Origin of the sequence: Paracoccus litorisediminis (genome assembly GCF_009711205.1) — a bacterium.
GTDB classification, from domain to species: Bacteria; Pseudomonadota; Alphaproteobacteria; order Rhodobacterales; family Rhodobacteraceae; genus Paracoccus; species Paracoccus litorisediminis.
Genome location: NZ_WMIG01000018.1, coordinates 55,978 through 68,677 on the forward strand (window position 1 = coordinate 55,978; position 12,700 = coordinate 68,677).

Here is a 12,700-nt window from a genome sequence, read left to right on the forward strand (position 1 = left end):
GAATATGCAGCAGGCTGTCAAGGCATTGACTTGCGGAACCTTCTTTGGGCGGCATTCCGGCAGCGAGTGACCTGTCTTTACGCACGGATGCGAGCCGCTGGGCCCGCATCCGAAACGCAACCTTCGGTCCGAAATCAGTCAGCGACCGAAATACGACGCGAGACTGTAAAGGCCTTTTCAAGGTCGGGGTTCAGCTCCATGCCCAGACCCGCGCCGGGGGGCACGGTGATCATGCCGTTCCGCACCTCGGGCAGTGCGGTGACAAGGTCGCGGTACCACGTCTTGTAGAATGCGCGCACGCTTTCCTGAACCAGGGCATTCGGGGCATTGAGCGACAGGTGGGTCGAGGCGCAAAGCACGACCGGGCCGGTGCAGTCATGCGGGGCGACGGGCAGATGCCATGCCTCGGCCATCGCCGCGATCTTGCGGGCCTCGGACAAGCCGCCACACCAGCTGATATCCAGCATGACGACGCCAGCGGCTCCGGTTTCCAGAAGGTCGCGGAAACCCCAGCGCGAGCCCAGCGTTTCCGAGGCCGAGATCGGCGCGGGCGAAACGGCAGCATAGCGCTTGAGGCTGGAAAGACTGTCCATCTTGATCGGGTCTTCGTGCCAGAAGGTCTGATAGGGCTCCAGCGCCTTGGCGATCTGCATGGCCGGCAGAAGCTGCCACATCGAGTGAAACTCGACCATGATGTCCATGCGGTCACCGACGGCCTTGCGGATCTTCTCGAACGGCTGCAGCGCCGTTTTCAGGTCGGGCATCGAGATATACTGGCCGCGCGACTTTTCCGCCGCGATGTCAAAGGGCCAGATCTTCATCGCGGTGATGCCTTCCTCCAGCAGCGACTCGGCCAGTTCGTCGGCGCGATGCAGGAAGCCGTTCAGGTCGTCGTAGTCGCGGATGGCTGCCGCCGACAGATCATAGTTCGCCGTGGTCTGGCCGGTCGCCTTCTTGATGTATTCGGTCCCCGCACAAGTGTTGTAGGTGCGGATTTCATTGCGGCTGAAACCGCCAAGAAGCTGCGCAATCGGCTGGCCCGTCGCCTTGCCAAAGATATCCCACAGCGCGATGTCAAAGGCGGAGTTGCCCCGCACCTCGGCACCGGATGAACGAAAGCCCAGATAGCCCACCAGTTCCGACGCCAGCAGATCGATCTGCAGCGGATTGCGCCCGATCACGCGGGGCGCGACATATTCGTGAATATAGGCCTCGACCGTTTCGGCGCCGAAGAATGTTTCGCCAAGCCCGGTCAGTCCTTCGTCGGTATGCACCAGCACCCAAAGCAGGTTCGGCCGTTCGGCAATGCGAACGGTTTCAAGTTTCGTAATTTTCATCCGGTTGTCCTCTATGCAATTCCGGCGGCGAGAAGTGCCTTGGCGCTTTCGTCGAAATGTCGTGCCATGAGCTGGCTGGCGGCTTGCGGATCACCCGCGCTGATCGCCTCGGCCAGTTCGACATGGATCCTGTTCATGGCCTGTCGTTCGGCGTCCGAGGATCGGCTGCGCCATCCAATCGGCCAGGTTTGGCGTGCGATCCCCTGAAAGGCCCCGATCAGGATGGAAAAGATCGGATTTCGCGATGCGCGCGCGATCTCAAGATGGAAGGCCAGGTCGCTTTCCATCACGCTGTCCGCGTCAGAGAAATTATCGACCATCGCGTGCGCGTGACCAAGGATCAGCCGCACTTCCGCATCGGTCCGGCGCAGCGCGGCCAGCGCGGCGGTGCGCATTTCGATGGTGCGGCGCGCGTCATAGACCTGATTGATGCTGATTTGCGCCGTATCGACGCCATGTTCGATCATGAGCGACATGGCACGGTCGTCAAGCTGCGCCACAGTCGCGCGCTTCCCCGCGCTCAGATCGATCAGCCGCACCGCCGCCAGCGATCTGAATGCCTCGCGCACGACAGTGCGAGAGACGCTCAATTCCCGCGACAGAACCGCTTCGCTGGGCAGCCGGTCTCCGGGGTTCAATTCATTCGCCCGAATATGCCGGGTAATCGCCACAATCGCGCTGCTGACCAGACCGCTGGCGTGGCTTGCAGCGTCATCACCTGAAATCGCGGTCACATACTGTCTCCCGAATCTGTAAAACCTGTATGACTAGTTTCGCAAAATTGGGCAACAGTTTTGATATTGCGGAAGGGGCTTCGGGAAACGGGTGCCGCAAATGCTGTTGCGTCCCAGTGCTGAAGCACTGGGACGCAACATTGGCACATCGAACGGAAGCGGCCGTGAACGACCCGCGTTAAAGCTTGACCGTCTTGCCGGTCGCTGCCTGATAGGCCTGCACATAGCCCCTTGCTATTGAGCGGACAGCCCGCCCGATCGAGAGATAGGCGTCGTCGTTCAGGTTCGCGAAGGACACCCTGACCGACCAGTTCGGCGCGGCAAAACCCGAGCCGTTCAGCAGCACGATGCCGTGGTCCTCGGCCAGTCGGAACGGGATGTCGAGCGGGTGGATGTTCTGCTTGACCCAGGTCACGACATCCTCGCCCACATATTTGCGCAACCAGAATTCAAGGTCGATCACGCCGTAATAGTGGTCGAAATAGGGGCCGGGATTGGATTCCACGCCAAGCCCGTCCACCAGATTGCGGAAGCGTTTCACGCAGATGGCGATGCAGGCCTTTTGATAGATTTTTTCGGCATCCATCATCTCGACCAGGCCGAATAGCGTCATCATCACCTGTTGCGGCAGAGACAGACCCGAAGTGTGGTTCAGCGCGACATCGCGGCTGTCGGCAACGATGCGGTCGATGAAGCGCAGCTCACGCGGCTTGGGCGTCAGCGCATGGTAGCGCTTGTCGAGCAGGGTCTGAACCTCGGCGGGATGGGCGGCGATCCTTTCGTCAAAGATATTGTCCTGCGCCACCGCGATCACGCCAAGACGCCAGCCGGTGCAGCCGAAATACTTGGAATAGGAATAGACGCCGATGGTGTTGCGGGGCAGGTGACCAAGGATCGACTCGAAGTCGGGAACAAAGGTGCCATAGACATCATCGGTCAGGATCATCAGGTCCGGGCGCTTGGTATTGACGAAATCGACCAGACGGCGGATCGAATCCCTGTCCATCGCCGCGGCCGAAGGGTTGCCGGGATTGACCAGAAACAGCGCCTTGACCGTCGGATCCTCCAGCGCGGTCAGGTCGGACTCGGTCAGCTGGAACCTGTCCTCCTGCTCGGCATTCACGCGGATGACGTGCAGGCCGTAATCCTCAAGCTCGGGCATTTCCAGATAGGGAGTGAAGATCGGTGTCGCCAGCGCGATTGTATCGCCCGCATTCAGCAGCCGCTGGTTCTTCAGGGCCTTGAACAGGTAGCACATGGCCGCCGTGCCACCTTCGACCGGGTACAGATCGAACTTCACCCCCGGAGGATGGCCCGCGCACATCGCCCACATCAGATATTCATGGGTGATGATCTCATTGTGATGCAGGGCGCGGTCGGGGACCGGGTAATTGTCGCCGATGATCGAATCCGTCAGTTCGTGCAGAAAGGCATCGGGGTCGAAGCCGAACTTCGCGATGGCGAATTCGACCGCATCGCCCAGTGTTCGGGCCGGAGGAATGCCATCCTCATCGTCCCAATCCGCCTCTTGGATGCGGGTCTGCTTGGCGATCCAGCGGGTAAAGCGCTGATACGCGCCGTCGCGCGGCGGCATTCCTGCCAGCCCCGCAACCGGGTCGTCGTAGCTGCGCCTGGCCTCGGTCAAGGCGAACTGGCCCAGCAGAAAGAACGCTTCTCGGGCGCGGGTGGCGATCCAGTTCGGGTTGCCGCGCCCGGCATTCAGGAAAGTGCCGGAGGATTTCTCGGCACCGGCGCGAGCAAGCTTGATCAACTCGTCCTTGATTTCGAAGGGCGAGAGTCCGGCAAGGCTTTCGAATTGTATCTTGTCTGGCACGACTGATCCTCCGTTGGCGCTGCGCGCATCCTAACCCAGCTGGGCATGTGCGGGGACCGGGCGGACTGTATATTACCGTGAGTCACCGCCGCCTGGATCGTCAGGCGGATTGTCGCGGGCTTCTTCGGCCTGCACGACCTGCTGCAGGATCACTTGCGCGATGGACGATACTGTCAGGACGAAAACCCCGATCCCGACAAGCAGGAAAGCCATGGCGCAAATCTTGCCCAGCGGTGTCTGGGGGGTAAGGTCGCCATAGCCGACCGTGGCCATGCTGACGACCGCGAAATAGAAGGCGTCCAGAAAGCGCCAGCCCTCGAGCCGGGCAAAAACCGCCGCCTGCGCCAGCGCGATCAGCGCGCAGATCAGCAGCAGCGCCTGAACGCGCGTGCTGCGAAAGGCTGCGATGACCGCCCAGAACAGCGTGGCATAGGCATGAAGAAGCCGCATGTTCAGCCCCCCAGCGCCAATGCGATGCCAACAAGGATAAGTCCGACTGCCACCATGGCAAGTCCAACCCGCCACGGTCGCCCCCAAAGCCGTCCCAATGTGCTGCCCGCGACGAAAAGCGACGCGAGGGCGATGGCGTGGGACAGCCACAGCGCCAGTTGGGCATCCTTGATCAGCAGGAAGGGCAGGGCGACCGGAAGGGTGCCGAAAAAGACCAGCGCAAAGACCATTGCCGCCGCGCGCAGGTCGGTGGCGTCGGGGTGCGTATCCTGTGCGGGAAGAGAGGCAAGATGTTGGCGGATCCGCTCGATATCGTCTTCGTCGAGAGAGGCTGTGACATAGGCGGGCAAGGTGGCCGCGATCTCGTGCCGGGCAAGGGCAGGGGGCGCGTTCTGGACGGTTCCGATCATGCGCATCGCCAAGGCCTTTTCGGCGCGGGTCGACAGCAGATACATCGCCGCGTCGATCAGCCCCCAGGCAAGATTGCAGCCAAGCGCCGCGATCAGCATCAGCCGCACGTCGGTGCGGCTTGCCTCGGCCACGTTCAGCGAGGCGGTGAAGGTCAGGACCATGATCAGACCGAACAGGATCTCGGTTGCGCGCGAAACCGGGTCAAGGACGCGGGTCGTGTCGGTTGTCATTGCGCGGGCGGCAGGACGTAAAGCGTCAGGCCGAAGATCGCATAGACCATCAGCACCAGCACCCCCAGAAACCAGGTCGAATGTCCGCCATTGGTCAGCATCGCCGCCGAAAGCGCTGCGATCAGCATCATCACGATGGCACCCGGCCAGAAATCCAGCCCCATCGGCATGGGCCCGATGACATAGCTTAGAAGCACCAGCAGCGGTCCGACAAACAGCGCGATCTGCGCGGCGCTGCCAAGCGCGATGCTGACGCTGAGATCCAGCCGGTTCTTGCGCGCCGCCGAGAAGGCCGAGGCGAATTCGGCGGCCCCGCCCACCAGCGACACGACGATGAAACCGACAAAGGCCGGTGAAAGCCCCAGCGCCGCACCAGCCACCTCGACCGAGGCCACAAAGATATGGCTGACCATCGCGACCAGAACGGTGATCACGGCCAGCGTCACCAGCGCAATGCCGATCGGCATGGCATCGCCATGCGTCTCATGTTCGGAGCTGGCAAAGGCCTCCTTATGCGTCCCCAGCGAGAAGAACAGCCCCAGCACATAGCCGCCGATCAGCAGGACGGCCAACATCAGGCTAAGGTGCTGAAGCGCCACGGGATCGGCGACATGATCCGCCGTCGCCACCGCCGAGGGCACCAGCAGCGCCACGGTGGCGATGAACAGCATGCTGGCCTGAAACCTAGCGCCGACGCGGTTGAAATCCTGCACATGGTGACGCAAGCCCCCCAGCAGAAAGGACGCGCCCAGCATGAACAAGGCGTTGGTGACAATGGCCCCGGCGATCGAGGCCTTGACCAGCGCATATTGCCCCGCCGCCAGCGCGGTCAGGGCGATGACCAGTTCGGTCAGGTTGCCCAAGGTGGCGTTGATCAGCCCGCCCGCCGCATCGCCGGTTTTTTCGGCGACGGATTCGGTAGCAAGGCTCAGCATGGCGGCCAGCGGCACGATGGCCAGAACCGACAGCAGGAACAGAGCCACATGCGCCTCGGGGCGGGCATGTTCGGTGAACAGGACCACGGGCACAAAGACCAGCAGCCACAGCAGCGGCGTAGACCGGATCTTGCCAAGAAGCTGGGTCATGGCGCGCGTTCCTTGTCAGACGGTGAGGACCAGAATGGGGCCAAGCAGCGTAAGCGTGACGTTCGAGATCGCATAGGGCACCGTATAGCCAAGGACGGGTGTCTCGTTCTCGGCGGCCTGTACGGCGGCGTTCAGCCCGGCGGTGCAGGTAAAGCACCCGGCCAGCGCGCCGCAAATGATGGCCGGGTTCATCTTCAGCACGTAGCGTGCGTAAAACAGCGACAGGACGATCGGCACGATCACCGCGACAATGGCAAGGACGGGCAGCAGGATGCCCTGTTGTTTCAGCAGGGTCAGCGCCTGCGGTCCGGTCCCCAGCCCGACACAGGCGATGAAGATGGCCAGCCCGAAATCCCGCAGATGAAGCGCGGTGGCGGGCGGCAGCCCTCCGAATTTGGGATGGCGCGAGCGCAGCCAGCCGAACAGCAGCCCCGACAGCAGGCAACCGCCGCCGGTATGCAGCGCGACCGGAGAGCCGGCGATGGGTACGGTGATCATGCCGATCAGAATGCCGACGATGATGCCCAGCCCCAGATAGACGTAATCCACCGCGAGTCCCTGATCGACGGCATAGCCGATCACCGGAACTGCGCCGTCCAGCGCCTCGGGCATGCCATACAGGCTGACCAGATCCCCGGCCTCCAGCCGCATTCTGGGCCGTGGGACAAGGTTCTGCCCCGACCGCGTGATCTTGACGACATGCACACCCCGGCGCTGCTGGGGGTCGATCTTCGCCCGCACCGCCATGATGGTTTCGCCGATGAAATCCTTGTTCGTCAGGACGACCGTCCTCGTCTCTCCGACCAGATCCAGCCCGCGGGTATCGGTGGTCTCAAGACCTAGGAAGGTCTCGGCCTTGAGTACCTCGTCCAACCGGCCCAGCAGGGCGACCCGATCGCCCATGGCCAGTTTGCGGCTTTTTTCCGGTTCCAGCGTCCGGCCCCGGCGGACGATACGCTGGACCGTGACAAAGCCGTTGAACCTGTCTTCGAACGCGCCGACATCGATCAGCGCTTCGGGTCGGGTGATCTGAAAGGCGCGCGCGACAATGCCGCGCAGGGCGGTTTCCTGCCCCGGTTCCAGATCGTCATCCCCGCCGATCCCCAGATCCGCCGTGTACTTCGCGGCCTCGACCTGAAGCGAGATCCCCATCAACTTTGGCGCGATCAGGCTGACGAAGAACACCACCAGCGTGAAGCCGAACAGATAGGTGATGGCATAGGCCACGCCGATATTGGCCTGCATCGCGCTGATCTGATCGGCGGGCAGGTCCATGCTGCCCAAGGCCTCGCTGGCGGTGCCGACCGCCGCCGATTCCGTGATCCCGCCCGCCAGCAGCCCGGCGGCCGTGCCCTTGTCGAGGCCGAAGAACTGCGCCAGCCCCCAGATCGTCACGAAGATCAGCAGGCTTGAGACCAGCGACAGGTTGACAAGGTTCAGCGTGCTGCGCCCAAGGCTTTGAAAGAAGCTGGGGCCGCTGACATAGCCCAGCGAATAGATGAACAGCGCGAATGCCATGGTCTTGATGTTCTCATCGACCTCAACCCCGACCTGTCCGACGACGATGGCGGCAAACAGCGTGCCGGGAATGCCGCCTAGCGGTATCCCCGCCACCCTGATGCGACCGATGGCAAAGCCGATCGCGACGCAGACGAACAGCACGGCGATCGGGGACGCGTCAAAGAACGATCGGATCAGTTCCATTTCCCCGCCTCCTGCCACTCACCGGACGGCCCCGCAGGGCCGCCCCCGCTCACATGACCAGCAGCACGATGACCAGGCCCCACAGGGTCAGCAGCGTGTTGCTGACGGCATAGGGCACCGTGTAGCCCAGCATCGGCACGTCGCTTTGCGCAACCTCGCCCACCATCGCCACCGAGGCGGTCGAGGTCCGCGCGCCGCCGCAGCAGCCCAGATTGATCGCGTCATCGAATTTGAAGATGTATTTGCCGATATAGGGCGCGATCAGCATGGGAACGGCAGTGGCAAACAGGCCCCAGAAGAACAGGCCGAACCCGGCCTCTTTCAGTCCGGCGATGAAGGTCGGACCCGAGGTGATGCCGACAATGGCGATGAACACGTTCAAGCCGACCGAGTTCATGAACCACAGCGTCGGCTGCGGAATATTGCCGATCTGCGGCTTGATGGTGCGCAGCCAGCCGACAATGATCCCGGCGATCAGCGCCCCACCCGAGGTTGACAGCGTGATCGGGATGCCACCGACGGGCAGCACCAGCGCCCCGAAGAGCCCGCCGAAAAAGATCGACAGCCCGACCAGCACCATGTTGGTGACGGTCTGCGGGCGGTCGGCGAAACCGGTCGATTTGACGAAGGCCTCGACATGAGCGGTCGAACCGGCAACCCGCAGGATATCGCCGCGGTTCAGCTTGGTTCCCGGCAGCACCGGGATGTTCACCGCCATCGAGCCGCGCCGGATCGAGTTCAGATAGACGCCGCGCGTATAGGGCTCCTTGGCCAGTTCGATCAACTCGCGCCCGTCCAGCGCCTTGTTGGTCAGGACCACGTCAAGGGCCTCGACCGGGATGTCCAGCAGCCCGCGATCCTCGACCTCATCCGCATCCTCGAACAGTTCCACCAGCGCCTCGCGCCGCCCCGAGATGGCGACGATGTCGCCCGCCTGCAGGACGGTGTCGGGGGTGGGGCTGACCAGCTCACCACCACGACGAAGACGTTCGATGAACAGGCGTTCACCCTTGGCCAAGGCCTCGGCGGCGATGGCGGATTTGCCGACGGCGATACCACCCTCGCGGACGCGATAGGCGCGCAGCTCGCGGGCATGCCAAGCGCTCAGATGGCCCGCATCTTTTGATCCGCCCTTCAGCACCTCGCGCTCATAACGGGCGCAGGCTTCGCGCAGGTCGACACCCAGCAGCTTCGGCCCAAGAAAGGCCAGGATCCAGCCGGTGCCGATGGTCCCGAACAGGTAGGTGATGGCATAGGCGACCGGGATCAGGTCGGTCTGCGCCTTGGCCTGATCGGGCGGCATGCCGGAATTGTTGATCGCATCCGTCGCGAGGCCAATCGAGGCAGAGATCGTCTGCGCCCCGGCCAGCAACCCCGCCGACAACCCCGGCCCATAGCCCGAGACCTTGGCCGCGATCCAGACGACGATCAGACACAGGACCGAGATCACCACCGCGAACAGCGCCTGCGGCAGCCCGTCGGTGGCGATGCCGCGGACGAATTGCGGCCCGACCCCGAAGCCCACGGCAAACAGGAACATGATGAAGAAGATTGACTTCACCTGACCCGAGATATCGATGCCGATCTGGCCGATGATCACCCCGGCCAGCAATGTGCCGGTGACCGCGCCAAGGCTGAAGCTGCCAAAGCGCTTGGCGCCGACCCAGTAGCCGATGGCCAGCGTCAGAAAGATCGCCAGCTGCGGATTGGCGCGAAGCGTATCGAAGACGTAACTGAACATGGTTCTGCCTCCTGTCGGGCGCTATTTGCGGATGTGATCCTTGGCATGGTCGGGCCGGATCAGCTTCAGCCCCTTGGCGCGCTCAAATCCGTGGATTTCCTTGACATCAAGCTTGCGCATGAAGTCGATCGTTTCCTTGCTGATGACCTGACCGGGCACCATGATCGGAAAGCCCGGAGGGTAGGGGATGACGAAATTGGCCGAGATCATCTCGGGGCCGGATTTCAGTCGCGTGTCGACATCGGGACTGTCCAGCGGCAGATATTCGCAGCCCTCGGCGTAATAGGCGCTGTAGAAGGCCGAGCGCATGTCGCCCTCGGGCGTGGTCTTGCCGGCGTCCCAGCGATAGGCCTCGTGGAAATGGCTGAAATTCGGCAGGTCCGGTACATCGGTCATCAGCGATTTCACGCGGGCGGCAAAGGTTGCGGCAGCGTTTTCGCCGCCCTTTGCCAGATCCGTCTCGATCTTGCGGCTGATCTCCAGCAGCACCCGGATCAGGTTGGCCACGTCGCTGCGGGTGTTGTTGATGTTCGATTGCAGCAGGACTGAGTTGCGCGAGGTCTTGTTGAACTGGATGTCGTAATCATCGGCCATCAGTTTCTTGAACTGGGTGCCGTCAAAACCCGCCGTGCCGCAGACCAGTGTCATCCGGGTCGGGTCCAGACAGAACTCGTCCTCATGCATGGACCGCACCTGATCCTCCCAATCCGCGCCGGGGGTCAGGAAGTCGACGAAACCGGCACTGCGATATTTGGCGGGGATCATCTCGGGGACGCCCAGCACCCGGAAGTATTTCGAGATGATGGGATGGGCGTTGACCTCTTTGCGGATGTCCAGCGCGATCTCGATGGCATTGGCGACCAGACCGTAGCCCTCCAGTTCCATCTGGCGGCGGGCGACATCAAGGCTGGCGATCAGCTGCTGGTTCGGGCTGGTCGAGGCATGGGTAAAGACCGCCTCATGGAACTGCGCTTCGACGGATGCGAAATCCACATCGCGCACCAGCAGCATCGAGCCTTGACGCAGCGCCGACATCGACTTGTGCGTCGAGTTGGTCTGATAGACCCGCAGCCGGATCTGGCGCGGATCGGGGATCAGCCGGGTTTCCAGCAGTTTCTCGATGCTGGGCTTCTTGCCCAGTTCCTTCTGCTGGGCCTCATAGGCTTCGACCGAGGCCGGGTCGCGCATCCATGCGGAAATGGCATCGGCGGCACCCATGGCGGTGCGCGGGCGCAGGAAGGGCGACCAGCGGGCAAAGCCGAACCATGCCTCGTCCCACAGGAAGATCAGGTCGGGCTTGATCGCTAAGCATTCCTCCATCACCCGGCGGGTGTTGTAGATATGGCCGTCAAAGGTGCAGTTGGTCAGGTCGACCATCTTGGCGCGGTCCAGCCGCCCCTCGGCCTTGAGTTCCAGCAGCGCCTGCTTGATCGCGGACAGCGGAACCGCGCCATACATCGAATATTCCGTCATCGGGAAGGCGTCGATATACAGCGGCTGGCCCCCCGCCAGCACCAGCCCATAGTGATGCGACTTGTGGCAATTGCGGTCCAGCAGCACGATATCGCCCGGCGCGACCAGCGCCTGATGCACCATCTTGTTCGAGGTGCTGGTGCCGTTGGTGACAAAGAACACGTGATCCGCGCCAAAGGCCCGCGCCGCCATTTCCTGCGCCAGCTTGATATTGCCGGTTGGCTCCAACAGGCTGTCGAGGCCGCCGGTCGTGGCGCTGGATTCCGCCAGAAAGATGTTCAGCCCATAGAATTCGCCCATGTCGCGGATCCAGTCGGACTTGAACACCGACTTGCCCCGCGCGATGGGCAGCGCGTGAAAGGTGCTGATCGGCCGCATCGCGTATTTCTTGAGATTGTCGAAGAACGGCGTGCGGAAGCGGTCGTCGATCCCCTCCAGAACGCACAGATGCAGCTCCAGCAGCTCCTCGACCGAATAAAGCACCCGGCGGACGCTGGAGGCGCGCAGATCGCCCGCCAGCCGTTCGACATGCCGGTCCGATAGCAGATAGATGTCCAGTTCCGGGCGGATGCGTTTGAGCGCATCGGCCAGCGACAGCGGCAGATCATCGCCCGCGATATGCGCGGCATCGAGCTTGGCCGAGGCAAGGAAATCGCGCAGCACCGGCACGGGTGCGGTGCTGTCATGGGCAAAGCCTTCGTAAATCGTCACCGCCGCGATGGCGGGGTTCAGAATTATCGCGATGATCGCGTCCTCGAAGCTGCCGACCGGTACTGCCTCATAGGTGAAGGCGTCCTCGGAGCGGCGCAGGCGGCGCATCTGCTCGATGATGTTGCGGCCCCGGCTGACCGCACCGGGGGCGACCACCAGCATCTCGAAATAGGGGCGGTGATGCTGGTCGCGCGACAGGGTGGGGGTGTTCAGGCCGGGAGGGGGGTCGGAAAGAATCTCGCCCGAATCCCAGTCTTCGGCATCGGATTTGTAGGAGCGCGTCAGGATCGATTCCGACAGACGCTGCGCCAGCGTCGCCGCCGCCCCAGCCTGCCCGGCATCGATGCGCTGGCGCAGGCTGGCCAGCAATTGCCCGCCCGGATAGGCGAAGAAGCCCTCATAGGCCTCGATCCCTTCCAACAAGGCGCGCATCTGGGTGGCATCGCCGCGGCCCTGTTCCCATTCGCGCGCGGCGGCGTGAAGTTCGCGCCACCTGTCGGCGCGCGCTCCCGGAAATGAAAAGAAATGGTCGATGCGGCGTTCTTGTGGCTCCGCAGCTTGCTTGTCCATTGCATCCCCCTACGGCAATGCCGGACCCCTTTCAGGCAACGCCCGGGATCCTGCTGTCACAAGAATCATAGGGTGGGGGATGAGGTTGGCGCGATCCGGCCTATGTAGCTTACTGTTAACTACTGCACCGGATGGTTTGGCCTGTCTCAACCGTCGTCATGGTTGCGGCCATGATGGGACAGGTAGTCGCGCAACTCTTCCTCAAGCTCGACCAGCACATGGCGATATTCATCGACTTCGGGACGTAAGACCGCATCGGGACGGGCTTCGAAACGCTTGAGCGAGGCGACCGCCATTTCCATATCCTCACAGATCGCCCGGAAACGCTCATCCCGCAGGTAAAGCCGGCGGATGATTTTGGCCCGGTCGGGAAATCGTTGGATGACATGCTCGATCAAGTGCATGGCACGAAACCCTCCA

General features: G+C 62.6%; 10 protein-coding genes. All 10 read right to left on the minus strand.

The window, feature by feature from the left end; translation table 11 throughout:
• Positions 1-134 precede the first annotated feature (134 nt).
• The 10 genes from GL300_RS20750 to GL300_RS20795 all read right to left on the minus strand — a co-directional run bounded on the left by GL300_RS20750 (position 135) and on the right by GL300_RS20795 (position 12,684).
• Positions 135-1,337 carry a mandelate racemase/muconate lactonizing enzyme family protein gene (locus tag GL300_RS20750; RefSeq protein ID WP_155041601.1) on the minus strand — a complete coding sequence of 401 codons (1,203 nt, stop codon included), beginning with the start codon at positions 1,335-1,337 and terminating at the stop codon, positions 135-137.
• An 11-nt stretch (positions 1,338-1,348) separates the two neighbouring features.
• Positions 1,349-2,071 (minus strand): FadR/GntR family transcriptional regulator, encoded by a 723-nt coding sequence (locus GL300_RS20755; RefSeq protein WP_211595273.1) that lies wholly within the window; start codon positions 2,069-2,071, stop codon positions 1,349-1,351.
• 178 nt (positions 2,072-2,249) lie between these two features.
• Positions 2,250-3,905 carry a bifunctional aspartate transaminase/aspartate 4-decarboxylase gene (locus GL300_RS20760; RefSeq protein ID WP_343043144.1) on the minus strand — a complete coding sequence of 552 codons (1,656 nt, stop codon included), beginning with the start codon at positions 3,903-3,905 and terminating at the stop codon, positions 2,250-2,252.
• A 72-nt stretch (positions 3,906-3,977) separates the two neighbouring features.
• On the minus strand, positions 3,978-4,355 hold the full coding sequence (locus GL300_RS20765; RefSeq protein WP_155041602.1) for a potassium channel family protein: 378 nt from the start codon (positions 4,353-4,355) through the stop codon (positions 3,978-3,980).
• Positions 4,356-4,357: 2 nt separating this feature from the next.
• Positions 4,358-4,996 carry a VIT1/CCC1 transporter family protein gene (locus GL300_RS20770; protein ID WP_155041603.1) on the minus strand — a complete coding sequence of 213 codons (639 nt, stop codon included), beginning with the start codon at positions 4,994-4,996 and terminating at the stop codon, positions 4,358-4,360.
• Positions 4,993-6,081, minus strand: a complete 1,089-nt coding sequence (cax, locus tag GL300_RS20775; RefSeq protein ID WP_155041604.1) for a calcium/proton exchanger — start codon at positions 6,079-6,081, stop codon at positions 4,993-4,995. The genes GL300_RS20770 and cax overlap by 4 nt, the downstream gene beginning before the upstream one ends.
• Before the next feature lie 15 nt (positions 6,082-6,096).
• Positions 6,097-7,785, minus strand: a complete 1,689-nt coding sequence (aspT, locus tag GL300_RS20780) for an aspartate-alanine antiporter (protein WP_155041605.1) — start codon at positions 7,783-7,785, stop codon at positions 6,097-6,099.
• 49 nt (positions 7,786-7,834) lie between these two features.
• Positions 7,835-9,526 (minus strand): aspartate-alanine antiporter, encoded by a 1,692-nt coding sequence (gene aspT, locus GL300_RS20785; RefSeq protein ID WP_155041606.1) that lies wholly within the window; start codon positions 9,524-9,526, stop codon positions 7,835-7,837.
• A 21-nt stretch (positions 9,527-9,547) separates the two neighbouring features.
• Positions 9,548-12,280 (minus strand): aminotransferase class I/II-fold pyridoxal phosphate-dependent enzyme, encoded by a 2,733-nt coding sequence (locus tag GL300_RS20790; protein WP_155041607.1) that lies wholly within the window; start codon positions 12,278-12,280, stop codon positions 9,548-9,550.
• A gap of 146 nt (positions 12,281-12,426) precedes the next feature.
• Positions 12,427-12,684, minus strand: a complete 258-nt coding sequence (locus GL300_RS20795; protein ID WP_155041608.1) for a hypothetical protein — start codon at positions 12,682-12,684, stop codon at positions 12,427-12,429.
• Positions 12,685-12,700: the final 16 nt, after the last annotated feature.